The organism is Spongiactinospora rosea (genome assembly GCF_003315795.1).
Lineage (GTDB): Bacteria > Actinomycetota > Actinomycetes > Streptosporangiales > Streptosporangiaceae > Spongiactinospora > Spongiactinospora rosea.
Genome location: NZ_QMEY01000036.1, coordinates 33,699 through 57,426 on the forward strand (window position 1 = coordinate 33,699; position 23,728 = coordinate 57,426).

23 protein-coding genes and 1 CRISPR repeat array are annotated in these 23,728 nt (G+C 71.2%); of the genes, 14 read left to right on the forward strand and 9 right to left on the reverse strand.

Annotated elements, in window-relative coordinates:
• Positions 1–76 precede the first annotated feature (76 nt).
• A complete protein-coding gene (locus DP939_RS41745) occupies positions 77–571 on the forward strand; it encodes an inorganic diphosphatase (protein ID WP_113986388.1) in 495 nt (164 codons plus the stop codon).
• A gap of 22 nt (positions 572–593) precedes the next feature.
• On the opposite strand, the gene DP939_RS48355 is transcribed toward DP939_RS41745, so the two are convergent.
• The 5 genes from DP939_RS48355 to DP939_RS41770 all read right to left on the reverse strand — a co-directional run bounded on the left by DP939_RS48355 (position 594) and on the right by DP939_RS41770 (position 7,296).
• Positions 594–1,799, reverse strand: a complete 1,206-nt coding sequence (locus DP939_RS48355; RefSeq protein WP_113986389.1) for a C40 family peptidase — start codon at positions 1,797–1,799, stop codon at positions 594–596.
• A gap of 63 nt (positions 1,800–1,862) precedes the next feature.
• Positions 1,863–3,269, reverse strand: a complete 1,407-nt coding sequence (locus tag DP939_RS41755; RefSeq protein ID WP_113986390.1) for an RNA polymerase sigma factor — start codon at positions 3,267–3,269, stop codon at positions 1,863–1,865.
• Between the two features lie 140 nt (positions 3,270–3,409).
• On the reverse strand, positions 3,410–4,216 hold the full coding sequence (locus DP939_RS41760) for a hypothetical protein (RefSeq protein ID WP_113986391.1): 807 nt from the start codon (positions 4,214–4,216) through the stop codon (positions 3,410–3,412).
• Between the two features lie 98 nt (positions 4,217–4,314).
• The gene (locus tag DP939_RS41765) at positions 4,315–5,925 is read right to left on the reverse strand and encodes an ABC-F family ATP-binding cassette domain-containing protein (protein WP_113986392.1); all 1,611 of its coding nucleotides are present in this window, start codon (positions 5,923–5,925) and stop codon (positions 4,315–4,317) included.
• A 36-nt stretch (positions 5,926–5,961) separates the two neighbouring features.
• Positions 5,962–7,296, reverse strand: a complete 1,335-nt coding sequence (locus DP939_RS41770; RefSeq protein ID WP_113986393.1) for an FAD-dependent oxidoreductase — start codon at positions 7,294–7,296, stop codon at positions 5,962–5,964.
• Positions 7,297–7,382: 86 nt separating this feature from the next.
• On the opposite strand from DP939_RS41770, the gene DP939_RS41775 reads away from it, so the two are divergent.
• The 3 genes from DP939_RS41775 (at position 7,383) to DP939_RS41785 (ending at position 9,865) form a co-directional block, all read left to right on the forward strand.
• On the forward strand, positions 7,383–8,276 hold the full coding sequence (locus DP939_RS41775) for a LysR family transcriptional regulator (RefSeq protein ID WP_113986394.1): 894 nt from the start codon (positions 7,383–7,385) through the stop codon (positions 8,274–8,276).
• A 117-nt stretch (positions 8,277–8,393) separates the two neighbouring features.
• Positions 8,394–9,524 (forward strand): PP2C family protein-serine/threonine phosphatase, encoded by a 1,131-nt coding sequence (locus DP939_RS41780; protein WP_147268344.1) that lies wholly within the window; start codon positions 8,394–8,396, stop codon positions 9,522–9,524.
• A gap of 86 nt (positions 9,525–9,610) precedes the next feature.
• Positions 9,611–9,865, forward strand: a complete 255-nt coding sequence (locus DP939_RS41785; protein WP_113986396.1) for a hypothetical protein — start codon at positions 9,611–9,613, stop codon at positions 9,863–9,865.
• A 339-nt stretch (positions 9,866–10,204) separates the two neighbouring features.
• Positions 10,205–11,086: a CRISPR direct-repeat array (repeat unit 28 nt; unit sequence GGACCATCCCCGCGCGTGCGGGGAGCAC).
• A gap of 961 nt (positions 11,087–12,047) precedes the next feature.
• Here DP939_RS41785 and DP939_RS41790 read toward each other — a convergent pair.
• On the reverse strand, positions 12,048–13,436 hold the full coding sequence (locus tag DP939_RS41790) for an alpha/beta hydrolase (RefSeq protein ID WP_113986397.1): 1,389 nt from the start codon (positions 13,434–13,436) through the stop codon (positions 12,048–12,050).
• A gap of 111 nt (positions 13,437–13,547) precedes the next feature.
• On the opposite strand from DP939_RS41790, the gene DP939_RS41795 reads away from it, so the two are divergent.
• From DP939_RS41795 to DP939_RS41825, 7 genes are all read left to right on the forward strand, one after another.
• Complete coding sequence (locus DP939_RS41795) at positions 13,548–14,222, forward strand: ankyrin repeat domain-containing protein (RefSeq protein WP_113986398.1); 675 nt, start codon at positions 13,548–13,550, stop codon at positions 14,220–14,222.
• A 389-nt stretch (positions 14,223–14,611) separates the two neighbouring features.
• Positions 14,612–15,160, forward strand: a complete 549-nt coding sequence (locus tag DP939_RS41800; RefSeq protein WP_113986399.1) for a TetR/AcrR family transcriptional regulator — start codon at positions 14,612–14,614, stop codon at positions 15,158–15,160.
• Positions 15,157–15,537: a DMT family transporter gene (locus DP939_RS41805; RefSeq protein WP_113986400.1), complete on the forward strand. Its 381-nt coding sequence runs from the start codon at positions 15,157–15,159 to the stop codon at positions 15,535–15,537. Before DP939_RS41800 ends, DP939_RS41805 begins: the two co-directional genes overlap by 4 nt.
• A complete protein-coding gene (locus tag DP939_RS41810; RefSeq protein ID WP_113986401.1) occupies positions 15,534–15,863 on the forward strand; it encodes a DMT family transporter in 330 nt (109 codons plus the stop codon). Before DP939_RS41805 ends, DP939_RS41810 begins: the two co-directional genes overlap by 4 nt.
• 38 nt (positions 15,864–15,901) lie before the next feature.
• Positions 15,902–16,591 (forward strand): hypothetical protein, encoded by a 690-nt coding sequence (locus tag DP939_RS41815; RefSeq protein ID WP_113986402.1) that lies wholly within the window; start codon positions 15,902–15,904, stop codon positions 16,589–16,591.
• Positions 16,592–16,605: 14 nt separating this feature from the next.
• The gene (locus tag DP939_RS41820) at positions 16,606–17,868 is read left to right on the forward strand and encodes a cytochrome P450 (RefSeq protein WP_147268345.1); all 1,263 of its coding nucleotides are present in this window, start codon (positions 16,606–16,608) and stop codon (positions 17,866–17,868) included.
• A gap of 88 nt (positions 17,869–17,956) precedes the next feature.
• A complete protein-coding gene (locus DP939_RS41825) occupies positions 17,957–18,823 on the forward strand; it encodes a hypothetical protein (protein WP_113986404.1) in 867 nt (288 codons plus the stop codon).
• 4 nt (positions 18,824–18,827) lie between these two features.
• Here DP939_RS41825 and DP939_RS41830 read toward each other — a convergent pair whose 3' ends face one another.
• The gene (locus DP939_RS41830) at positions 18,828–19,076 is read right to left on the reverse strand and encodes a hypothetical protein (RefSeq protein WP_113986405.1); all 249 of its coding nucleotides are present in this window, start codon (positions 19,074–19,076) and stop codon (positions 18,828–18,830) included.
• A gap of 132 nt (positions 19,077–19,208) precedes the next feature.
• Here DP939_RS41830 and DP939_RS41835 point away from each other — a divergent pair, with 132 nt between their 5' ends.
• The 3 genes from DP939_RS41835 to DP939_RS41845 are packed head-to-tail and all read left to right on the forward strand — an operon-like array spanning position 19,209 to position 21,487.
• On the forward strand, positions 19,209–19,874 hold the full coding sequence (locus DP939_RS41835) for a response regulator transcription factor (RefSeq protein ID WP_113986406.1): 666 nt from the start codon (positions 19,209–19,211) through the stop codon (positions 19,872–19,874).
• A gap of 2 nt (positions 19,875–19,876) precedes the next feature.
• Positions 19,877–21,076 carry a sensor histidine kinase gene (locus DP939_RS41840; RefSeq protein WP_113986407.1) on the forward strand — a complete coding sequence of 400 codons (1,200 nt, stop codon included), beginning with the start codon at positions 19,877–19,879 and terminating at the stop codon, positions 21,074–21,076.
• A 27-nt stretch (positions 21,077–21,103) separates the two neighbouring features.
• A complete protein-coding gene (locus tag DP939_RS41845; protein ID WP_113986408.1) occupies positions 21,104–21,487 on the forward strand; it encodes a VOC family protein in 384 nt (127 codons plus the stop codon).
• Here DP939_RS41845 and DP939_RS41850 read toward each other — a convergent pair.
• Together DP939_RS41850 and DP939_RS41855 are read right to left on the reverse strand one after the other, a co-directional pair.
• The gene (locus tag DP939_RS41850) at positions 21,475–22,122 is read right to left on the reverse strand and encodes a DNA alkylation repair protein (RefSeq protein ID WP_113986425.1); all 648 of its coding nucleotides are present in this window, start codon (positions 22,120–22,122) and stop codon (positions 21,475–21,477) included. The genes DP939_RS41845 and DP939_RS41850 overlap by 13 nt on opposite strands.
• A 54-nt stretch (positions 22,123–22,176) precedes the next feature.
• On the reverse strand, positions 22,177–23,433 hold the full coding sequence (locus DP939_RS41855) for an LCP family protein (protein WP_225878860.1): 1,257 nt from the start codon (positions 23,431–23,433) through the stop codon (positions 22,177–22,179).
• Positions 23,434–23,728: the final 295 nt, after the last annotated feature.

A 23,728-nucleotide genomic window follows, 5' to 3' on the forward strand; every position in this document is an offset into this window, starting at 1 on the left:
CCTCTCCAGACAGTGACGTTTACGAGACATTAACGCCCGTCCGGAGCTCCCGGGAGGGCTGAGCGGAGGAACCGCGGTGGACTTCGACGTTGTCGTTGAGATTCCCAAGGGGCAACGGAACAAATATGAGGTCGATCACAAGACCGGGCGCATCCGCCTGGACCGGCTGCTCTTCACCTCCACTCAGTATCCCGCCGACTACGGCTTCATCGAGAACACCCTGGGCGAGGACGGCGACCCGCTGGACGCGCTGGTCCTGCTCCAGGAGCCGACCTTCCCCGGCTGCCTGATCCGCTGCCGGGCGGTCGGGATGTTCCGGATGACCGACGAGAAGGGCGGCGACGACAAGGTCCTCTGCGTGCCGTCCACGGACCCGCGGATGGAGCACATCAGGGACATCCACCACGTCACGGAGTTCGACCGGCTGGAGATCCAGCACTTCTTCGAGGTCTACAAGGACCTGGAGCCGGGCAAGTCGGTCGAAGGGGCCAACTGGGTGGGCCGGGTGGAGGCCGAGGCCGAGATCCAGAACTCGATCAGGCGCGCGGTGGAGCAGGGCGGCGCCCACTGACCTCTGCTCCGGCGCCCGCCGCTCACCCCGGCCGGGTGGCGCCGACCAGGTCATCTCGCCACATCGGGGCGATCCGCACGACGTCGCCGGTCTGCGGCGCGTGGACCATCATGTTCTTGCCGATGTACATCCCCACATGGTGTATGTCGCCGGGGTTGGACGTGATGCGGCCGAAGAACAGCAGGTCGCCCCGGCGTAGCGAGTCGAGCGGTATGTGCGGCCCGGAGGTCCACTGGGTGCCCGTCCAGTGGTCGAGCCGGACACCCGCCCGCTCCCAGGCGCGCATGGTCAGGCCCGAGCAGTCGAAGGTGTCCGGGCCGGCCGCCGCCCAGACGTAGGGCTTGCCGAGCTGGGCGAGCGCCCAGTCGGCGGCCAGGTCGCCTCCGGCACTGCCGCCGCTCCCGACAGCGGGGACCGCGGCCTGGTCGCGTTGCAGGGCCGCGCGCTCCTGGGCGGCGGCCCGCTCGCGGGCCAGCCGGTCGGCCTCGGACCTGGCCTGGTCGAGCCGGTCCTCGAAGTCACGGACCTGGCCCTCGATCGCCTCGGTCTGGGCGCGCTGCCGGTCGAGCGCGGCCTGTGCCGCCGTACGGGCCGCCTCCGCTCTGGCGGCGGCCTCCCGGCGCTCGGTGTAGGCCGTGGACGCCTGGGCGCGCAGGATGGTGGCGACCTCCTGCGCGTCGCGCATCCGCTTGAGCACTTCGGCGCGCCCGCCGCTCAGGTGGTGCAGGACGCTGGCCTGGTGCAGGTAGCCGGGCATCCCGCCGTTGCCGCCCGCGGCGACCACGGCGGCCATCGGGCGGGTCAGATCGACCCCGCCATAGCTCTGCGCGGCCAGCGCGGCGACGTCGGCGCGGGCCTGGGCAAGGTGGGCGTCGGAGGTGCGCTGCCGCTCGGCCGCGGCCTGGTGGGCGCTCTCGGCGGCGGCCAGGCGAACCCGCTCGCCGTTGTACGCCTCGACCGCCCGCTCGGCCGCCGCGCCCAGCTCGCCGAGCCTGGCCCTGGCCTCGGCGAGGCCCGCGGTGGCCGTGCTCAGCCGCTGCGCCTGTGTGTCGACCGCGCGCCGGGCGTCGGCCACGTCACCCGCGGACGGGTCGGGCCGCGCGGTGGCGGGGACCGCCCCGGCCGCCGTCAACGACGTCAGGGCCGTCAGCGCCGTCAGCGTGGTCAGGACCGGCACGAGACGCCGGACACCGCGGGCAGGCCGCGGGGTGGTGCCGGCCGAGTGCATGCTTCCCCCTTTCACCAGGGCTCACAACATGCACTTACTTCCCCCATGTAACTCTCTGCACACCTATGTCACGGAGGGTGTCGGCTCAGGGCTGGTCGGCTCGGGCGTCGGCGTGGGGTCGGGCGACTCGCCGGTCTTCGGCGCGGTGGGGCTGGACGGCGGCGTGGGGGACGGCGGGCGAGTCGGCCTGCGGGTGGGTCGCGGGCGCGGGCGTTGCTCGTAGCGGGGGTGGTCGGGCCGCATGGTCAGCGGCGGCTCTGATGTGGGGGCAGGCGGACGGACGACCGATGGGCGCGGCCTTCGCGGAGGCTCCGGCGCCGGGCTCTCGCGTGGCGGGGAGAATGGCGTCGGTTCGGCCCCCAGCGGGTGCAGCGTGGCGTCGTAGGAGGGCGCGAACGGCACGAACGGCGGCTCGCCGGTGATCGGCTCGGGGAAGGCCGGCTCGTGTACCGGACCCACCGCGCCCGGCCCTCCGGGCTCGCCGGGATCGGACCATCCGCCGCCGGTCGGGGCCGGCCGGGACGCGTTGGCCGCGGCCTGCCTGCCGGGCGCCTCGCCCGCGAACCCGAACGCGTAGATCACCGCGATCAGCGTGGCCACCGCCGCAACCGCCCCGGCAGCCGCGACAGGAACCCGGCGACCCCCTTTGATGCCCCTGGCCGGGAACCCGCGGGCGTCGAGCATGCCCACCCGCCCCGCCACGTATCGCCGGTAGGGCAGCAGGCCGGGGTCGGTGAAGCAGGACAGCACCCGCACCCGCAGCGTCTCCGGCAGCGGCGTGGCGGGCAGCAGGTCGAACACCTTGGCCGCGGAGATCTGCCTGGCCCGGTGCGGCCCGCAGGCGTCGCACCGGGCGATGTGGCCCACCAGGCGCTCGCGCGTCTGCGGGGTCAGCTCGCCCCGGAACCCGGCCAGGATGCGCGCCCGCCGCAGGCAGTCGCTGGGGCCCTTGCGGGCCAGGTACTCGGCGGTCACGGCGTCGCGCAGCCGCCCGAGCGCGGCCTCGTGCGCCTCGCGTACCGAACCCGCCGCCATCCCGGTGACCTCGGCGATCTCCTCCATGCCGAGCCCGCGCCCGGTGGCCAGGCCGAGCACCCGGCGATCGGCGGGCGGCAGGCTCCAGGTGGCGTGCCAGGCGATGACGCTCAGCTCCGCCCCTGGCGCGCGGGCGGCCGGGGGCGGGTCGGGCGCGGGGGCCGGGCCGCCGCGGCCGGTCTGGAGCGCGCGCCGGTCGCACTCCACCCTGGCCAGCGCGAGCAGCCACAGTCGCAGCCGCGCGGGATCGCTGAGCACGTGAATGTTGGCCTCGGCCGCGATCAGTGTGTCGCGCAGGGCGACCTGCGCGCCATCCGGACTGCCGAGGACGAAAATACAGAATCGGTGGATGTCCTCGGCATAGGTGTCATAGAGCACGGCGAGGGCGCCCGGATCGCGGGCGCGCAGGGCTTCCACCAGGACGCGTTCGCTCATGTGACGGATGGTAAACGTATTGTAACTGCTTGTTCTACCGATTCAGCGAGGCTGGTCGGGATCACCGTGGAATTCCAGAAAATGGCGTTGATAACGTGGATAACGCCGGTTTCCCGGTTTACGGAATATTGCCGGAAAAGCTATGGCCGTCCCGCCGTTCCGGGCATTTCCTGCCTGCCGCGGTCCTTCTCGAAGGGCGGCGTCGTGGGCCTGCTGGTGTGCACCGGCACCGCCCCGCCCGCCGCCAGCTCCTCGTACGGCCGGCTCGTCGTCCCCCAGGTACGCGCCACGACCTCGGCCCTGGCCACCCCCGCGGGCGGCTTGTCCACGGTGAGGATGAACCTCGGCTTGCCATCGGACCGCACGTCGTCCACGAACGTGCTCGCCCCGCCGAGCAGCTTGCCCGCCTGGTCGCGCAGCAGCGCGGTGACCACCAGGCTGCCGGCCGCCAGCCGGTACGGGTTGCCGACCCGCCCGGTCACCAGGTACGAGCCGTTCTTCTGCCGCCGCTGGAACACGTCCGTGACCGGGAACGCCCGGAAGGCCGAGGTGATCCGCCCGGCCGGCTTCCACTGCGCGGGCCGGTAGGAGAGGTGGACCTTGACCGGGCGCTGCGCCGCGATGGCCTGCCCGCTGAACGCCAGCGTGCCCGCCGGGGGCACCGCGTCGAGCGGCTGTTCCATCCGCACGACCTCGGCGCCCCGGTCGTCGCTCGCCACGATCGTGGCGACCACCTGTTCGCCGAAGTGCCAGGGGTTCTGGTTGCCGAGCACGGCGGCCCAGTTGACCACGTAGCCGTCGGCGCTCTTGGCGATCGAGGACGCCTGCTCGCGCACCGTGAGCGGCTTCAGTCGCCGCTCCTGCCGCTCCTCACCCGCGCACGCGGAGAGGGACGCCAGGGCCAGGCACCCGGCGACGATGAAAACACCACTACGCTGCGTCACCATACGGTCATAACCCGCGAGCCGGAGCGGGCTCCCGGCGACACGCGGCGCGGCTACGAACTCTTTGCGCGGGCTCTTCACCAGGCCGTTCAGCAGGCCCTTCAGCGCTGGCGGACGACCCGTCCCTCGTCCCACACCGGCTCGGCGGCCTCGTACACCCGGCCGTCGGCCCCGAAGATCAGGAACCGGTCGAAGTCGGCGGCGAACCATCGGTCGTGGGTGACCGCGACCACCGTGCCGTCGAAGGCGTCCAGCCCCTCCTGCAACGCCTCCGCGCTGGCCAGGTCGAGGTTGTCGGTCGGCTCGTCGAGCAGCAGCAGCGTCGCCCCGGACAGCTCCAGCAGCAGGATCTGCAGCCGGGCCTGCTGCCCGCCGGACAGCGTCTCGAAGCGCTGGTCGCCCACGTCACCGGCCAGTTCGTACCGGGACAGCGCCTTCATCGCCTCGTTCCTGAGCCTGGCGTGCTCGGACATGACGATCTCGCACGGTGTACGGCCGACCAGCTCGGGCCGGGCGTGCGTCTGCGCGAAGTGGCCAGGTACGACCCGCGCGCCGAGCTTGGCCAGCCCCGTGTGCCGGATCGGCTCACCGCCCAGCAGCCGCAGGAAGTGGGACTTGCCCGACCCGTTGGAACCGAGCACCGCGACCCGCTCGCCGTACCAGATCTCCAGGTCGAACGGCCGCATCAGGCCGGTCAGCTCCAGCTCCTCGCACACGATCGCGCGCTTGCCGGTGCGTCCGCCGCGCAGCCGCATGCTGATCAACTGGTCGCGCGGCGGCACCTCCGGCGGCCCCGCGTCCTCGAACCGGCGCAGCCGGGTCTGGGCGGCGTGGTAGGCCGGGGCCATGCCGTCGTTGTAGCTCGCCTTCTGCTTGAGCATGATGACCAGCCGCTTGAGCTTGGCGTGCTCCTCGTCCCAGCGCCTGCGCAGCTCCTCCAGCCGCTCGTTGCGCTCCTTGCGGGCCTCGGCGTATCCGGCGAACCCGCCGCCGTGGATCCAGACGTTGCCCGACTCGACGGTGACGATCCGGTCCACCGCGTTGGCCAGCAACTGGCGGTCGTGGCTGACCATCAGCACGGTCTTCGGCGTCTCCCGCAGCACCTGCTCCAGCCACAGCTTGCCGGGCACGTCGAGGTAGTTGTCCGGCTCGTCGAGCAGCAGCACCTGGTCGGGGCCGCGCAGCAGCGCCTCCAGGACCAGCCGTTTCTGCTCGCCCCCGGACAGCGTGTTGACCTCGCGGTACTTCACCCCGTCGTACGGGACGCCGAGCGCCGCCACCGTGCAGGTGTCCCACAGGACCTCGATGTCGTAGCCGCCCGCGTCGGTGTAGTCGGTGATCGCCTGCGCGTAGCGCAACTGCGTCTTCTCGTCGTCGCGCTCCATCATGGTCAGCTCGGCGGCGGCGAGCCGGTCGGCCGCCTCCCGCACGCGCGGCGGCGCGACGCTCAGCAGCAGGTCATGGACGGTACGGCCGTCGCGGATGCTGCCGATGAACTGCCGCATCACGCCCAGCCCGCCGGAGCTGGCCACGGTGCCCTCGATCGGCTGGAGGTCGCCCGCGATCAGCCGGACCAGGGTCGTCTTGCCCGCGCCGTTGGGGCCGACCAGCGCGGCCTTGACCCCCTCGCCGACCCGGAAGGAGACGTCGTCGAGCAGCGGCCGCCCGTCGGGCAGGACATACGTCAGGTGCCCGACCTCGACGTGCGACACGGTACCGCCCCTTTGCTCTAGCGCCTTTCTCGCAGGCTACCGGGGGGCGGGCCGAGAGGCATTCCAATTTTCCGGGGGGACGTTGTGGTTGATTCGGAAGAGGTTCGCCGGGTCGTGGACGCCCTTCAGGGCCACCAGCCGCCGGTACGTCTCCGGGTCGTACGCCTCGCGCGCGTCCCCCGCCGTGTCCGGTCCGTTGAACAGGTTGATCAGCGCCCGCCCGGTCCCCCACGGCCGCATCGCGGCCAGCAGCGCGCGGGCCGGGCCCACCGGCCCCGGCGAGACCGTGGTGAGGGCGTGGGTCGCGTCGCGGTGCCCGGTCGCGCTGGGCACCGCCCCGGTACGCCCGAGGGCCCCGCCGAGCTGCCGCAGTTCGACGACCACCGGCCCGGCGTCGCCTCCGGTGTGGGCGATCAGGGTGTCCACGGCCTCGGCGGGCAGGTCGCGCAGCATCATGGAGTGGTCCTGGGTCCGCACCGGCCCGGCCGGTTCGTCGAAGATCGAGGCGACCTCCGTGTACGGCTGGACGCCGATCGCGCCCATGACCGGCGGCCCGAGCGTGGCCGGCGGGCGGGTCTCCGGTCCGGTGTGAACGACGCGTACGTGGGTGAAGGCCCGTCCGCGCAGGTGGCCGGGGATGCTCGGCAGGTCGGGGAACCGGACCAGCGCCACGGACGAGTTGGTCTCCTCCGGGAGGTCCAGCGTCCATTCGCGCCAGGCGTGCACGACCTCGGCGGCGCGGTCGCCGGGGTAGTAGAGCCCGCCGCCGTACACGTGGGTGAGCGGGACCAGGCCGATCTCCAGGGCGGTGACGGCCCCGAAGTTGCCCTTGCCGCCGCGCAGCGCCCAGAACAGGTCCTCGTGGCGGTCCGGGGTCGCGGTGAGCGCCCGGCCGTCCGCCGTGACGACGTCGATCGACCGTACGTGGTCCACGGCCCAGCCGTACGTACGCCCGAGCACCGGCAGACCGCCGCCCAGGGTGTAGGAGACCGCGCCCACGCCGGGCGACGTGCCGTTCAGCGGGGCCAGGCCGTACTTCGCGGCCCGCTCGACCACCCGCCCCCAGCGGACCCCCGCCTCGATCCGCGCGGTGCGGGCGCCGGGGTCGATGCGCACGCCGTTCATCCGCCGGGTGCCGATCAGCACGGCTCCGTCGGCGGGCAGGACCGGGCCGTGGCCGGTGGCCTGGACGGCGACCGGCAGATCGCGGGCGGCGGCGTGCAGGACGGCCTGCCGTACGTCCTCCGCGGTCTCGGCGGCCACGATCACGGCCGGGCGGTGATCGACGATCCTGTTGAAACCCTGGCGTTCACTGTCATATCCATCCTGGCCGGGCAGCAGTACCGGGCCTTGGGCGTCGATGAGTGGCATGCGGCCCAGTCGATCGCGGACGGGACGGCCGAACCAGACGCACTTGCCCCGTACAGTCATCACAAGCCGTGATAAATGGGGGAATATTGGAGCTTCGGCAGCTCGCGTACTTCGTCATGGTCGCCGAAACCGGCGGATTCGGGCGGGCGGCGGAACGTCTCGGCATCGTGCAGCCCGCGGTGAGCCAGCAGGTGGCCCGGCTGGAACGGGACCTCGGCGTCCGCCTGTTCGACCGCAGCACCAGGCACGTACGGCTCACCGAGGCAGGCGAACGGCTGCTCGGCGAGGCCCGCGCCGCGCTCGCGGCGGCCGACCGGGTCAGGCACGTGGCCGCCGGCCTGGCCGAGGACGCCGAGTCCACGCTGCGGCTGGGCACCGGCAAGACCCCCGCCGACCGGCTGTACCCCGCGCTCGAAACACTGGCCGCCGCCATGCCCCGGCTGCGCGTCCGCCTGGTCAAGGTCGGCGTCCCCGAACGGCTGGCGGGCGCACGCGCGGGCGACCTGGACGCCGCCACCGTCCGCATCATCGACGCGGCCGAGGGCCTGGAACTGATCCCGCTCTGGTCGGACCCGCTGCTCGCCGCGCTGCCCGCCTGCCACCCGCTCGCCACCGAGCCTGTGCTGCGCCTCTCCTGGCTCGGGGAGCTGCCGCTGCGCCTGGCGGCCCGGAAGGACGCCCCGGCCTTCCACGACTTCGTCAGGGCCGCGTGCCGGGCGGCGGGCATCGACCCCCCGCCGGGCCCGCGCTTCGTCAACCTGCCCGACACGCTGCTCGGCATCGCCGCGTGCCCGCCGTCGTGGACGGTCTTCTACGCCGGCAGCGAACCGCCTCCCGCGCGTACCGTCGTCTACCGCCCGCTGGACGGCGTGTGGGTCACCACGTACCTCGCGGTCCCGCCGGGACCAGCCTCTCCGCAGGTACGCCATCTGCTCGACGCCTGCGCCGAGGTCGCTTCCCTGCATGGACGGGCGGGCTAGACTCATCGCGGCGGAGCCCGGCCGGTCGATCCGCTACCGGCCGCCTACGGCTTTCTTGGTTACTTTCCGCTACCTTCCACTACTTTTCGCACACGGCAAGCAGGGACCGTAATGCCGATGCCCGTCAGCGAGCACCTCCGGAGCGTGTGGACGCCCCGGGAGCGCGCGTTCTACGTTGACTCGGGCGAGGGCACCAGGAGTTCGGGGCATTTCACGATCTGGCGGCCGGGGTCGGCCAGCGAGCGCTTCCTGCTGATCGCCCTGGTCGCGGGCGCGCTGGCGGTCGGCCCGCTGTCGGCGACGTTCGGGCCGATGTGGGCGCCGCTGGTGCTGCTCGCGCCGATCATCCTGTTCGGCGGCCTGCGACTGCGCCCGCCCGGCCTGGTGGTGCTGCTGGCCGCCGCCGCGATCTCCGTCGTACGGGGCACGGTCGCGACCGGGCTCCACGTCGTCCCGCTGCTGGTGATCGCCGTGGTGGTGCTCCTCGCCGTACGTCTGGCCAGCTACCGCGACAACGTCGGCATCCGCGGCATGCGCGGCGGACGCCTGCTCGCCGACCTGCGCGACCGGCTCAAGACCATCAACCGGATCGCCCCGCTGCCGCGCGGCTGGGGCTGCAAGGCCGTCACCCGGCAGGCCCCCGGTTCGCTGTTCTCCGCCGACCTGACCCTCTCCCACCAGGCCGGCGACCGGCTGGAGATCGCCCTGGTGGACGTCTCCGGCAAGGGCACCGACGCCGCCAGCCGGGCCCTGATGATCGCCGGAGCCCTCGGCGGCCTGCTCGGCACCGTACCCGCCGAACGCTTCCTGCCCGCCTCCAACGCCTACCTGCTCGACCAGCCCGAACTCGACGGCGCCGAGCACGAGGGCATCGTCACCGCCCTGCACCTCAGCCTCGACCTGTCCACCGGCGGCTACACGATCCGCTGCGCGGGCCACCCCCCGGCCGCCCGCCTGGCCCCCGGCAGCGGCACCTGGCGCCTCAGCGACGCCCACGGCATCGCCCTCGGCGTCACCGACGACGCCGAGTGGATCCCCGAAAAGGGCTCACTCGCCAAGGGCGACGCCCTGATGCTCTTCACCGACGGCATGTGGGACCCCCGCCTCGGCCCGGACAGCGGCGTGGACCGCCTGCTCGGCGAGGCCGAATCCCTGGTCACCAAGGGCTACAAGGAGGCGGGCAACCTCGCCAAGACCCTCGCGGGCAAACGCGACGACTGCGCCCTGGTCCTCATCTGGCGCACCTGACCCCACCCATTCACCAACATTTCCCGACAGGGTCGCTGGATCACCGCCGGCAGTGGGCTTTACCATCCGCTGAAGGGGGTGATCACATGAAGCTCTGGAAAGCCGCCACCGTGGCCGCGGGAGTCCTGCTCCTCACCGGATGCGCCATCGACGAACAGATCTTCGTCTCCAACATCACCGACAGCCACGGCCGCGCGTGCACCTTCGTCTACACCTCCACCGAGGGGCAGGGCTGGGGCTCCGGCCGCGACATCGACGTCAGCCAACTCGACTGCGAATACCCCCCACCCGGCCGCTCCCCCGGCCCCCCGACCACCGCCCCCATGCCCCCACCCCCCTAACCCCCCTAACCCCCGCCAAAGGCGCCCAAACGAAGCACCACACCCCACCTGGCGGCACTCCCCCACCCCCAACATCCGCGCCGGCTGCACGCCCAAAGCCATCGGCCCACCCCCACACCTGCGGCAAGCACGCCGGCCCAGAGTGGTTGCAGCTTGGTGACCAAGGCCCACCCCCGCACATGCGGAGAGCATGAACGCTTCGTGCCCGAAATCCCCGCCGACCGGGGACCACCCCGCACGGGGAGCATAGGGAGGGCGACCATCACAGCGGTGTCGTCGCTGGGCTCCCCGCATGCGGGGAGCACCGCGCTGGCCGCGATGTCGTTGACGATGTCGGGGGAACCATCCCCGCGCGTGCGGGGAGCACTTGCTGTCACCGAGCGCGGCCTGGACACAGAGGGGACCATCCCCGCGCGTGCGGGGAGCACCGTGATGATCGGGCAGCATCGGACTCCTACCCAGGACTATCCCCGCGCGTGCGGGGAGCACGTGAGTTGAGCCATGCACAGACCGTAGGACAGGGGACCATCCCCGCGCGTGCGGGGAGCACAGCTTCGACAAGCGGATCGGCGAAGCGGGGACGGGACCACCCCCGCGCGTGCGGGGAGCACCCCGAGGTCCCGGTCATGGTCATGAACGAGACGGGACCATCCCCGCGCGTGCGGGGAGCACGACTCACCTGCCCGTCCATCATGTGATCAGGGGGGACCATCCCCGCGCGTGCGGGGAGCACCACGAACTCGATGAACTCGTGGAACTCCGGAGAGGACCATCCCCGCGCGTGCGGGGAGCACAGCCCCCTGATCGTGCCGCCCGCCGTGCCGGCCGGACCATCCCCGCGCGTGCGGGGAGCACGGAATCGTTATTAGGCCCGAAGGGCCGAGGGGGGGACCATCCCCGCGCGTGCGGGGAGCACGGCAAGCGCGACGGCGACGGCCCATACCAGGGCGGACCATCCCCGCGCGTGCGGGGAGCACGTGATCACGTCGGCCGCCGCGGCCGGGGTGGTGGGACCATCCCCGCGCGTGCGGGGAGCACTATCCGCCCGGGGCCGGGCCGACAGCCGGCCGAGGACCATCCCCGCGCGTGCGGGGAGCACTCGCCTACGAGGCGAGGGAGTATTGCACTCAGAGGACCATCCCCGCGCGTGCGGGGAGCACGCCGACACCCAGCAGCACCCCGCCGCCCCCGCCGGACCATCCCCGCGCGTGCGGGGAGCACACTTGCTGACCTGCGGGTCTTCCCGGCGTAGGTGGCGATTTCCTTTAGTTCGAAAACGGCCGCTCACCGGACCGATCGTGACTCGACGAGGACGATCTTCTCTCTGGTTGTGGGATACGCAGGAACGATATCTCGCGAGGGCCTACAGGCTGAGCGGCTTGCCCGGTGTCGTGAAGATTCATGCTCATCAAGACCGTATGGGATAGGTGGCTGGAGGGCGTGGTCATGGGTGGTGGCTGTGGTGGGTTGAGGTGGGTGTCGGTGTGCTGATGGCGGTGGCGCCGGGAGACCGGCCTTAGGAAAAGCAGGCCGAGCGTCAGTAAGGTCAATTGCGCACGGGAGTGCGGCCTTGGGCGAGGCCCGTCCTCCTGCACGCGGTAGCGCGCAATGAGGCGACGCGCCGTAGCGCGGCACCGGGAAAGCACGGGCCGAGCGAAGCGAGGTTCGAGGGGGCGCGGAGCGGGGCGGTGTCAGGCGTGGCGGAGTGGGCTGACCGCTGGGGGCGGGGATAACGCGTGGAGGGCGGTGGGGGTTGGTGGCTGGGGAACGGCGGTCCACTTGCTGACGGTGCCCAGGGTGGGAAGGGCACCTTGTTAGCCCGTGCTGGGACGGTGGGGGACCACGGCACACGTGAAAGCCGGGCACAAGGGCGGTGCTGGGGGCGGTGGGCGGCGAGAGGGATGCCGGCCGTACAGATAGTGCGGGCTTGGGCAGAAGCGCGACTGTGAGCATGGGCGCAACCACGGGCGGACAGGGCCTGGACAGGGTGGGGGCCGTGTCAGGGCGGTCGGATCGTTCGTGTGAATGGATGGATTAAGGCCCTGGACCTCAAGTACGCCGACCTCTAACCGATGCCCCGGCTGGCCATTGCGGCGTCGACGCATGCTGATATGCCCGAGCCCCGGGACGGACATCGGGGCTGCCGACGTCCGTCCCGGGGGTTTGAACGGGTTGAGCTGCTTCAGTCCTGGGTGAGGAAGGTGGAGATCGCGTCGCGGCCCACCTGTCCCGGTTCCATCACCTGGACGAGGTGCGGGGTGTTGGGGACCACGACCAGCTTGCCCTGCGGGGCGCGGGCGGCGACCTCGCGGGCCCACTCGACCGGGGTGGAGAGGTCGCGGTCGCCGCTCAGCAGCAGCGTGGGCACCGGGATGCGGGACCAGGCCGGGGGTTCACTGCCGGGCCGCGACGTCGGCCAGTGCAGACACCGCTGCACGAAGCCCACCCCGGCCGCGGTCGCGCGGTCGAACGGGTAGGTCTCATGCGGGCGCAGGCGATCGATCCGGCGCTCCAGTGCCGCCCGCCGCCGGTGCGGCGCGGTGGCCGAGTCACCCCAGGGCTGGCGCGTGTCCGCGCAGTACGTCGCGGTGTGGAGCCCCCAGCTGAACATCTCGTACGGCTGCGGCTGCGCCGCCGCCAGGTCGGCCAACACCCGGTCGAGGTCGGCGGGGTCGCCCGCACGCGCCTTGTGCATCGCGTGGATCACGCCCGAGTAGGTCGGGTCAAGGAACCCGGACACCACCATCAGGTCGAGCAGCCGCACACCGTCGCCACGCTGACGGACCAGCCACGCGAGGTCTTCTGTGGGATCCCACGTGCAGCCCTCGACCTGCGCGCACGCCTCGCGCAGCACCCGGCGGTGCGCTCGCATCGAAACCAGGCCGAGCGCGTCGTCGTGCTCGGGGTCGGCGAAGGGGATGAGGGAGTCGAGCACCATCTTCCGCACGTTGGCGGGCCTGGCGAAGGCGTAGTGCGCGGCGGTGCGCGTGCCGTACGAGAGGCCGTTCAGCGTCATCTGCCGGACGCCCAGCGCCCGCCTGAGCAGCTCCAGGTCGGCGACGGTGTCGTCGGTGCGGTAGAACGCCCGGTCGGCTCCGACGATCCGGCCGCAGTCCCGTACGGCGGCAGGCGTCGCGGAGGCGACGTCCGATGTGACGCTCTCGGCCTGAAGCGCCGGGCACTTGAGGGCGTTGGCCCCGGTGCCGCGCTGGTCGATGGTGACCCAGCGGTAGTCGGCGGCCAGCTCGGGGAACCTGGCGGCGATCGCGGCGACGAACGGCACCGACGGCTGGCCGGGCCCACCGGACAGAAGCAGCAGCACACCCTTGGGTGCGTCGGCGTTGTCGCCGGTGGCGACCTGGAGCTTCAGCTCACCCGGGGTCTTGCCACTGTGGTCGAGCGGGACGGTGAGCGTGGAGCAGGTGAACCCCGGGGCGTCGGCGCATGGGTGCGGGTCGGTCAGCGCGGGCGTCGCGGACGCCGCATGTGCGGGCAGCGTGGGCAGTGCGGTCACCGTCGTCAGGGCGACGATCAGCGCGGCTAACGCCGCACGGAAGCGGGTGGGGCTCATCTGTGCTCGTCCTCTCCTTGATTGCCAAAACAAGCTTGAACGTAAAAACTGGATTTGTCAACGGGGCTAAAACAAGTGGAGCGAGGGTGACGAGCCGGACAGACTGAGGGCATGGAGACGCGACCCGGCCCGGCCGACGGACGGGCCACGGAGGCGCTGTACAGGGCGGCTGTACACGGCGACGCCGAGGCCGTGCGCGGCTTGCTGGCCGCGGGTGCCGATCCCAACCGGGAGCATGACGAGGAGGGGCTGCCTCTGTGCGCCGCCGCGTCCTGGGGCCACCTGGACGCGGTACAAGCGCTGTTGGCCGGGGGTGCCGACCCTGACCTGCGGGAAGATGCCGCGCGCAACCCGATGACGGCCCTGCACTGGGCGGCGGCCAAGGGCGATCCGGAGACCGTGACCGCGCTGCTCGCCCACGGGGCCGATCCCGACATCCCCGGTGGCGCAGGCAACACCGCGCTGTGGCATGCCGCCGGGCACGGCGCTGCCGAGGTGGTCCGCGTACTGCTCGCACACGGCGCGGACCCGGCGACCCCTGGCGCGGACGGCGTCACTCCGCTCGAACAGGCCCGCCACTGGGCCGTTCGCGACATCGAGGCGGAACTGCGCCGCGAGGCCGAGGCCATCGCGCGGCCCGGCACCACGGTCGCCGTCCGCCGCGAGCCCGGTCGTGTCGTTGCCCAAACCCGTGACGGCGACGGCGAGCTCCGCTCCGAGCGGTACCTTTTCACCGGCCACGCGGAGATCGTCCGCCTGCTGGAGGCCGCCCTACGGCACCCGTGAGGCACGGCCTTCCGTTCCATCCCTCGTCCCAAGTCCGCCCAGCCACCGGTTCCCACCACGCTGAGACGCCCGCCTCCCAACAACCGCCCTGCGGCACCCGCGAGAACGGCCATCCGCCCGATTCGAGGCCCGGCCGCCGTTCGCCCGGCTTCTAGGAAGACGGCCGAGCATCAGCGAGCTCCAATGCGCGCGCAGCGCGACCTCCTCGGGCGAACCCGGTCCTGAAGAACAGGCCGAGCGTCAGCGAGGTCAATCGGGCGCGAAGCGCAGACCCTCGGGCAAAGTCCGTCCAAGACGCGAAGCCCGACCGCGAGGAGCGCGGCCCTGGGAAACGGGCCGAGCTTCAGGCAACCTTGTAACTGCACCAACCAGTCGGTATAGTTACGCAGGTGAGACCGAGTTCGAGGACAACGATCCTGGAAGCCGCGCAGCGGATTGCCGGGCGTAGTGGCATTGGCAGCCTCACTCTCGACGCCGCCGCGCAAGAGGCGGGTCTGAGCAAGGGCGGTCTGATCTACCACTTCGCGAGCAAGGAGCAACTGATGCTCGCCGTGGTCGAGTACGTCACCGCGAGCTGGGAGGAGCGGATGCTGGCCCAGTTGGGCAAGCCTCTCGCCGAGGCGGGTGTGGCAGAGCGGGTCCGGGCGTACGCGGTCGTGGTGAGCGGGGCGGCCACGAGCCGGGCCGATCTGGCGATCTTCGTCGACTCCGTGTACGACGAGGCCCTGATGAAGCCGTGGCAGGACATGCTGCGCCGCTGGCTGGGCGCCCCCTCCGCCGCCGACACCCGCTCCGTGGACCTCGCGGTCGCCCGGCTCGCCGCGGACGGCCTGTGGCTGGCCGACGCGAGCGACACCTCCGGCTATGACGCGGAGACGCGCGCCGCGATCATCGCCAGGATCGACCGGCTGGCCACCGGAAAGGAGGACGAGGAATGAACAAGTGGGCGATGCTCGTGGCCGCCATCGCCCTGGAGGTCGTCGCGACGCTCTCGCTGCGCGCGATGGAGGGTTTCGCGCACCCGTGGTGGCTGGTGGGCGTGGTGGCGGGCTACCTGAGCGCGTTCGTCCTGGTCGCGCAGGTGCTCAAGGCCGGCGTGCCGGTCGGCGTGGCCTATGGGATCTGGGCGGCCGGCGGGGTCGCGCTGACCGCGGTCGCCGGGGCCGTCATCTTCGGGGACGTGCTGACCTGGGTGATCGGGCTGGGCGTCCTGCTGATCATCGGCGGCGTACTGCTGGTCGAACTCGGCGCGCAGCGCGCCGAACACGAACACGAAGAGCCCAGGAAATACGTCGTGGAAGGCAGTGGATCATGACCTGGCTACTGCTCGTCGGCGCCATCGCCACAGAGACCGTCGCGACCCTCTCTATGAAGGCGTCCGAGGGTTTCACGAAGAAGGTCTGGATCGCCCCGGTCCTGATCGGCTACCTCGTCGCGTTCACCCTGCTCGGCGCGGTACTGGCGCAAGGCATGTCCGTGGGCGTGGCCTACGGCATCTGGGCGGCCAGCGGCGTCGCGCTGACCGCCGTCCTCGGACGACTCATCTTCCGCGACCCGCTGACCTGGATGATGGCGGCCGGCATCGCGCTCATCATCGGCGGCGTGCTCGTGGTCGAACTCGGCGCGCAGGGAGCGCACTGAAGCACTAAGAGCACCGAGCCCCCCGGAAGGGAGAGATCATGACGACGGTCATCGCCGACCCCCGATTCCCGAAGGCCGAGTTCACCGAGCCTTCCCCCAGCGGGTTCCTGTACCTGGGCATCGAGGCCGCCCCGCTCGGCCGCGGGCCGTTCCCCGGCAGAAGCCCCGAGCGCGAACAAGAGATCGCCCGGCTGTCCGAGCTGGCGGCCCGCCTGGAGGAGCGCCCCGACGTACGGGCGATCACCCTGTACCGCGCCGTGCTCGCCCCGCCGATCCCCGGCAGGCCGGGCAGCGACCTCGCCATGCTGATCGAGACCACCTCACCGGAGGACATCGCGGGCGTGCGGGAGGCCGAGCCGTACCGGCGGATCGGCCCGGCCCTGGAGATGCCCGCCCGCAACGTCAGGAAGATCGGTGAGACCGACGCCGGCCGGCGCGGGAGCACCTTCCTGTTCAACCACTTCACCGGCCCCGACCCGCAGACCGCGGTCGCCGTGTGGGAGACGCTGACCGGCTGGTTCACCGGCAACACCGGGATCGACAACTCGACCGCGCTCGCCCCGCTGGACGACGGCCCCTTCGCGATGGTCAACTTCGCGCGGCTGCCGACCGGGCCGCGGCGGTTCCTGCTCAGGCAGTTCACCAAGCGGTCGTTCGGCTCGTTCGTGCGGGCCCGGCTGCGCGAGTACGGCATGACGTCGATGCCGATCTTCCACATCCCCGTGTGAGGAGGAGGACGAACGTGCTGGAGACGATACGACAGACCGCGCGGGTCGCGGGTCACGCCGGGTGGACGTGGATGCACGGCCGGGTACGCGATGACCCGTTCAGCCTGCTGATGACGGGCGCGGGCCGGCGCGATCCGTACGCGTGCTACCGGAGGCTGCGCGCCCAGGGTCCGCTGTCGCGGAGTACGTCGGGGGTGTGGGCGGTGACCGGGCACCGGCTGTGCGGCCGGGTGCTGCGCGATCGGCGGTTCGGTGTCCGAAACGGCCCTTACGTGCGCGATGACTCCGAACCGCTCGCGTACCGGCCGGGGGCCGAGGCCGATTTCTCACTGCTGAGCCTCGACCCTCCCGACCACGGACGCGTCCGCAGGCTCGCGGCCCCCGCGTTCAGCCCGAAGATGATGGCCCGGTACCGGCCCGGCATCGAGCGGATCACCCGCGAGTTGCTGGACCGCGCGGCGGCCCGCGGCAGGTTCGACCTGATGGCCAAGGTGGCCGCGCCGCTGCCGATCGCGGTGATCTCGGAACTGCTCGGCATCCCGGACGAGCACGCGGGGCCGTTCCGGGAGTACGGGGCCGTCGTGGCCGGGTCGCTGGACGGCGTACCGTCGCTCAGGACCGCCCGCGCGCTCGGCCCGGCGACCCGCGCGCTGGAAGAGCTGTTCGCCGACCTGCTCAGGCAGCGCGCCGCGCGCCCCGGCCAGGACGTACTGAGCAGGCTCGCCGCCGACCTCGGCGCGGCGCGCGTCTCCCCGCGCGAAGTGCTCAGCCTGTGCCGCGTCCTGCTCATCGCCGGGTTCGAGACGACCGTCAACCTCATCGGGAACGGCATGCTGGCGCTGCTCGACCACCCTGACCAGTGGGCGATGCTCCGGGCGAATCCGGACATGGCGGGCCAGGTGGTCGAGGAGGTCCTGCGGTACGACCCGCCGGTCCAGGCCACTCTCCGCTACGCCCAGGAGGACCTGTACCTGGCCGGACGCCGGATCGCCGCCTGGGACCCGCTGTACGTCCTGATCGGCGCGACCGGACGCGACCCTTCCGTGTTCACCGGCCCCGACCGCTTCGACATCACACGTACGCGCGGCGCGGACCACCTCGCGTTCGGCTCCGGCCCGCACTACTGCCTCGGAGCGCCGCTCGCCCGGCTCGAAGGCGAGATCTTCTTCAGGACAGTGGCGACGCGCCTGCCTGGGCTGGTGCGCGCGGGTGAGCCGGAGCACCGGTCCACGATGACGGTACGCGGTCTCGCCCGGCTCCCGGTACGGCCCGGCTGACCTCGATCTTCCGGAGATTCGATTGCGGCGTACGTCCGGCGGCTGTACCGTCGCCCGGCGACGATCTGGAACGATCACCGGAGCTGACATGCCCGCCACGACCCGATTATCGACCGGAGCGCTGCGCGCCACCGCGGTCGCCGTCTCGACCGGGCCGATCCTCGCCCGTACCCTCGTCGCCGGACCGGCGGACGTCAATCCCCTGCTCTGCCGGGAGCCGTGGGCCGGCGCGCTGTTCGCGGGCGATGTGGGGACGTTCCTCTTCCTGGTCGAGCTACTGGTGCCGCTGTCCGTTCTCGCGCTCGTGGCACGCGCGTCCCGCCGTACGACGGTGACGGCCATCATCATCCTCTGCGCCGCGCTCGCGCTCCGCGTGACGACGGCCCTCGCCCTTCCGCCACTGCCTGCCACCGTCCCGCTCTGGGTGCCGATCGCCTGCTATGCCGCGGCCGTACTCGCCCTGCTGCCCCACGCGGCCCGGCCCGGGTCCTCGTCCCCATGGCGTACCGGAACCCTGCTCTGGACCTTGGCCGCCCTCGCCGCCACCTGGACGACCGTCCACTGGCTGATCCCGTTGGGCGCACCGTCGTCTTTCGGATGGTTCGCCTACACGCCACTGAGCGAGGTCCCTTTCACCGATTTCTTCGCGTCCGGCCTCTGGGGCCGCGGCAACTGGTCCTGCAAGGTGGACGTGGACGGCCTTCCGGTCGCCCTCATCGTCCTCGGCGCCCTGGCCACCACCCTGGTACGCCGGGCCCGGTGGCCCCTCGCCCTGACGATCACCGCTGCCCTGGCCGTCACCGCCTTAACAGGCCGGACGCCCCCCTTCTCCACAGAAACGGAACCCCTCTGGCACCTCCTCGTGGCGGCGGCCCTCGTCCTTCTGGCCGCCTTCCGCGACGGCCGGAGGGCCGCCGAGCGGCGGCCCTCCGGTGAATCTCACGCCACCCTTTAGGGCATCAGTTGCCGGGCGTCGTCTTCTCCCACTCGCCGCCGTCGGGCTCGACGTCCTGGGTGATATCGATCGACCCGTCGGCGTTCTTCTGGATGGCGATGTGGTCGGGCAGCTCTCCCGGAGAGCCGCCCACATTGGTCACCTTCTCAAACGGGACGGCGGGCTCGGACGAAGCGGAGGCGGAGGTGATGGCCGGGATCGCGATCCCGGCGGCGGCGGCGAGCGCGATGGCGGCCAGAACAGCACGCTTCATTTGTCTACTCCTTCTCTATCGGCTGCCGCGGCCGATTACCGCGGCGCCGGAAATGACTATGGCCGACGGGCGCTGAAGGGAGACTGAAGCTCTTCAGCGTCCCTTCAGAAACGCTGTGGCACCGTAGGCGATATGCGGATACTCATCGTCGAGGACGACCTGAGGCTGGCCGGGCTGATCAAGCGCGGCCTGGAGGCCGAGGGCTTCGACACCGAGCTCGCCCACGACGGACACACCGGACTGCGGCAGGCCAGGCAGGGGGATCACGACGCGATCATGCTGGACGTGATGCTTCCCGGGCTGTCGGGGCATGCCATCTGCAGGCAGCTCCGGCACGATCGGCTCGACACCCCGATCCTGATGCTCACCGCCAGGGACGGGGAGTACGACGAGGCCGACGGCCTGGACGAGGGCGCCGACGACTACATGACCAAGCCGTTCTCGTACGTGGTCCTCGCGGCCCGGCTGCGCGCCCTGATACGTCGTGGCGGGCGGGCCAGGCCGAAGATCCTCCGGCTGGGCGAGGTGACGGTCGATCTGACGGCGGCCCGCTGCATGCGCGCGGGCCAGGAGATCACGTTGACCGCAAAGGAATTCGCCATTCTGGAATACCTGGCCGGCCGGGCCGGTGCGGCGGTTTCCAAGCGCGACATTCTCGATCAGGTCTGGGACGTCGCCTTTGACGGCGAACCGAACATCGTCGAGGTCTATATCAGCAGTATCCGCCGCAAGATCGGGCGCATGGCGATCGAGACGGTCCGCGGGATCGGCTATCGCCTCACGGATCAACGACCGTGAGCATGCGCACGCGCCTGGTCCTGATCGCCTCTGCCACCGTCACCGTCGCGCTGGTCGCCGCGGCCGTGGCGCTGTTCGTGACGGTACGTGCGACGTTGCTGTCGGAGGCGGGGACACAGGCGCAGTTGCTGGCCGACGACGTCGCCGCCCAATTCGAACTCGGCGAATCCATCCGGATCACCAAGTCGGTGCACATCAGCGTGCCCGGCCGCCCGATCCCCATACCCATCCCCACAGGAAACTTCCTGTTCCGCACCGCCACCACCCCACAAGGGGTGACGGTCACCGTCAGCGCCTCACTGAACGAGATCGACCAGAGGCTGGTCACTCTCGGCTGGATACTGGCTCTGACGGTCTGCGCGCTGTCCGCACTGGTGGCGGCGGTGCTGTGGACGACGATCGGCCGCGCACTACGGCCGGTGGAGCGAATCCGGGCGACCGTCGCCGATATCACCAGCCGCGACCTCACCCGGCGAGTCCCCGAACCCACCACCCGCGACGAGATCGGCCGGCTGGCCACCACGATGAACGCGACCCTCGATCGGCTGGATCAGGCGCTGCGGCAACAGCGCAGCTTCGCCGCCGACGCCTCACACGAACTGCGGAGCCCGCTCGCGGCGCTACGCGCCGAACTGGAACTCGCCCTCAACGACCCCGGCGACCCCGACTGGCAGGCCGCCATGCGGGCGGCGCTGCAGGACGCCGAGCGGCTGGAACGACTGGCGGCCGACCTTCTCCTGCTCGCCCGCACGGACGCCGAGGAGCCCGCCAGGCACGCGCCGGTCGAACTGTCCGCGCTGATCGCCGGACAGGGCGCACGCCGGGCGATGGTCCGCACCCGGCTGGTTCCCGCCGTCGTCAACGGCAACGCCGGGCAACTGGAGCGCCTGGTGACCAACCTGCTGGACAATGCCGAACGGCACGCCCGTACTCAGATCACCGTGTCGCTCACCGCGGACCGGGACCAGGTGATACTGAGGGTCGCCGATGACGGGCCGGGCGTCCCGGAAGAAGACAGGGACCGGATTTTCGAGCGCTTCACCCGTTTGGACAATGCGCGAAACAGGGAAACGGGCGGAGCCGGGCTGGGACTGGCCATCGCCAAAGCCATCGCCATTGGTCACAACGGCACTCTGCGGGTGACCGACGGGCGGCCCGGCGCCTGTTTCATCCTTCGGCTCCCCCGGTCCCCCATTACATGATCAAAGCGTTTGCCTAAGCTACGTGCTATGCAGATCGAGCGGCTCGACCATCTGGTGCTGACCGTCGCCGACATCGACGTCACCGTTGACTTCTACACTCGCGTACTCGGGATGAAGGCGGTGACGTTCGGCGATGGCCGTACCGCCCTGGCCTTCGGGCTCAGCAAGATCAACCTGCACGAGGCGGGCCAGGAGTTCGAGCCGAAGGCCCACCGGCCGACGCCGGGCAGCGCCGACCTGTGCCTCATCACCACCGACCCGCTGGCCCAGGTGATCGACGAGCTCGCCGAGCACGAGGTCGCGATAGAGGAGGGCCCGGTCGAACGCACCGGGGCGATCGGCCAGATCCAGAGCGTCTACTTCCGCGACCCCGACCTCAACCTGATCGAAGTGAGCACCTACGGCCGCTGATGCCGCCGGCCCACCATTTCGTCGATCCAGATGGGCGCGAAGGGAGAGGTGCAGCCGGGAGCGGTCGGGTAGTCCTTCAGCACTTCCAGGCGTTCGCCGATGGAGATCGCGCGGGCGCGGTGTTCGGCGTGCTCGATACCGATTTGGGCCAGGCAATGGTTCATCGCCCACTGGAGGCGGTCGGGCGCGTTTTTCATCTCCGTTTCGATGACGTCGAGCAATCCCGTGAGGTCCAGGTTTTCCGGCTTTTTCGCCACGCGTTCGGTGGTCAGCGCCCAGCCCGCGCTCGCGGCCACCGGGTCCGGATCGGCGGACCAGGCCAGCCGCAGTTCTTCGGCGTGCGGGTTCTTCTTGACGACGTAGTTCACGAGCCAGTCGTGCACCTTGGGGGTGCGCGCCTCGCGCAACATGCCGTCCAGCTCGTCGCGCTCGAACGCCTTCGGGCGGCAGATCAGCAGCGCCAGCAGCCGCGCCGCCGTGTCGCCCGTCGCCCACAGCCGGCGCGCTAGCTCCTGCTGCGTCTTCAGCCGCTTCGCGATCGCGCGCAGCTTGCCGAGGTTGACGCCGTGATCGTCGCCGTGCCTCTCGTTCACCTCGCGGATCTTCGGGTCCTCAAGCCCCGCCAGCTCGGCCATCACCTCGGCCACCGCGGTCTCGGCCGCCGTCGTCTGGGTCACTTCGGTCTCCGGTCAGTTCTTGAGGACGTCCTTGGGGACGGGCTTGTCCTCGGCGAGGGCGTTGAACATGCGCAGGGCCTTGGCGCGGTCCCACTGGATGACGGATCCGACGCCCGGCAGGGTCGGGGTCGAGCCGACCGGCACGCTGGTGGTGATCGGGCCGTCGCCCATCGCCAGGCCCAGGGAGAGCAGGTCGAACGTGCCCGTCCCGTTGTCCACGAGCACCGAGTCGGCGGCGCTCGACGCCAGCGGCACCGACTTGAACGGGTTGAGCAGCACCCCCGGACCGGCCGCCTTCTTCACGACCGCGCCGAAGAACTGCCGCTGCCGCTGCGTGCGGTCCAGGTCGGGCAGGGCCCCGGTGGCGCGGGTGCGGACGTAGCCCAGCGCGGTGCCGCCGTCGAGGACCTGGACGCCCTTCTTCAGGTCGATCCCGGCCTTCGGGTCCTTGATGTTCTGCTTGACGTTGATCTCGACCCCGCCGATCGCGTCCACGATGCCCACGAACCCGGCGAAACCGATCTCCATGTAGTTGTCGATGTGGATGCCGGTCGCCTGCTCCACCGTGCGGACCAGGAGCTTGCCCCGGCCGAACGCGTATGCGGCATTGAGCTTGTTGCGGCCCTTGCCGGGGATCTGCACGTAGGAGTCACGGGGCAGGCTGACCAGCGTGGGCCGGCCGCCGCTCGCCGGGATGTGCAGCAGCATCATCGTGTCGGTGCGCTGCCCCGCGGCCCGGCCGGTGGCGAGCTTCCTGCGCTGGTCGGCGGTGAGCCCCTTACGGCTGTCGGAGCCGACCAGCAGCCAGTTCTCGCCGGGGGTGTCGGCGATCCTGCCCTCGTAGTCGTCGAGCACGCCGTCGATCGCGACCAGCCGCCCGTTGATCCAGAAGTATCCGGCGATCGTGCTCACCAGGATCACCACCAGCAGCACGGCCAGGCTGATCAGCGCGATCCGCAACGGCCGCCGCGGCGACCTAGGCCCAGAAGGCCGAGAAGGCCCAGAAGAGCCGGGCGGGCCGGAGGAGGCCCCGCCGCCGCCCTCACCGCGCCGCCGCAGCGGGCGTACCGGGCTCTTACCGGAACGTTCCTTGCCGTACACACGCGATGTACCGGCCTTCGCAGAGTCCCCCGAAGGGCCGGAAGGGCCCGGGGCGGGCTCGCCGCCCTGCGCCGGGTAGGCGGGCTGGGCGCGCCTCGGCTCAGGCGTCCGCATGACCCTGGTGCGGTCGTCGTCGGGCCGCCGCCCGCTGTCCGGCCACTCAGCCACGTATCGCTCTCCGCCCGTAGTCCCGCTCGATGGTCGCCACTTCGACGCTACGCCGCGGCCAACGCCCGCGCTGCGCCCTGGCCAAGGTTTTCCCATGGAAAAGTACTCAGACCGCAATGATCGCGCCAATCGAACCCGCGACCGCCATGTGGAAACATCCTGCCCCTGCCCGTTCGTTACCTTTAGCAACGACTGACCATGTCACTGAGCGAGAGGACGACTGTGTCCAGTCCGGACTCGTGGAGTACCAGCCCGTGCCCCGGCACGGGATCCACTGACCACACTCCCCGTACTC

Bases quoted from the DNA above. Each gene is read 5' to 3' on its own strand.
- DP939_RS48355 (WP_113986389.1), bottom strand. From the start codon at position 1,799: ATGCACTCGGCCGGCACCACCCCGCGGCCTGCCCGCGGTGTCCGGCGT.
- DP939_RS41755 (WP_113986390.1), bottom strand. From the start codon at position 3,269: ATGAGCGAACGCGTCCTGGTGGAAGCCCTGCGCGCCCGCGATCCGGGC.
- DP939_RS41760 (WP_113986391.1), bottom strand. From the start codon at position 4,216: ATGGTGACGCAGCGTAGTGGTGTTTTCATCGTCGCCGGGTGCCTGGCC.
- DP939_RS41770 (WP_113986393.1), bottom strand. From the start codon at position 7,296: ATGCCACTCATCGACGCCCAAGGCCCGGTACTGCTGCCCGGCCAGGAT.
- DP939_RS41780 (WP_147268344.1), top strand. From the start codon at position 8,394: ATGCCCGTCAGCGAGCACCTCCGGAGCGTGTGGACGCCCCGGGAGCGC.
- DP939_RS41785 (WP_113986396.1), top strand. From the start codon at position 9,611: ATGAAGCTCTGGAAAGCCGCCACCGTGGCCGCGGGAGTCCTGCTCCTC.
- DP939_RS41790 (WP_113986397.1), bottom strand. From the start codon at position 13,436: ATGAGCCCCACCCGCTTCCGTGCGGCGTTAGCCGCGCTGATCGTCGCC.
- DP939_RS41795 (WP_113986398.1), top strand. From the start codon at position 13,548: ATGGAGACGCGACCCGGCCCGGCCGACGGACGGGCCACGGAGGCGCTG.
- DP939_RS41805 (WP_113986400.1), top strand. From the start codon at position 15,157: ATGAACAAGTGGGCGATGCTCGTGGCCGCCATCGCCCTGGAGGTCGTC.
- DP939_RS41810 (WP_113986401.1), top strand. From the start codon at position 15,534: ATGACCTGGCTACTGCTCGTCGGCGCCATCGCCACAGAGACCGTCGCG.
- DP939_RS41815 (WP_113986402.1), top strand. From the start codon at position 15,902: ATGACGACGGTCATCGCCGACCCCCGATTCCCGAAGGCCGAGTTCACC.
- DP939_RS41825 (WP_113986404.1), top strand. From the start codon at position 17,957: ATGCCCGCCACGACCCGATTATCGACCGGAGCGCTGCGCGCCACCGCG.
- DP939_RS41830 (WP_113986405.1), bottom strand. From the start codon at position 19,076: ATGAAGCGTGCTGTTCTGGCCGCCATCGCGCTCGCCGCCGCCGCCGGG.
- DP939_RS41835 (WP_113986406.1), top strand. From the start codon at position 19,209: ATGCGGATACTCATCGTCGAGGACGACCTGAGGCTGGCCGGGCTGATC.
- DP939_RS41840 (WP_113986407.1), top strand. From the start codon at position 19,877: ATGCGCACGCGCCTGGTCCTGATCGCCTCTGCCACCGTCACCGTCGCG.
- DP939_RS41845 (WP_113986408.1), top strand. From the start codon at position 21,104: ATGCAGATCGAGCGGCTCGACCATCTGGTGCTGACCGTCGCCGACATC.
- DP939_RS41850 (WP_113986425.1), bottom strand. From the start codon at position 22,122: ATGGCCGAGCTGGCGGGGCTTGAGGACCCGAAGATCCGCGAGGTGAAC.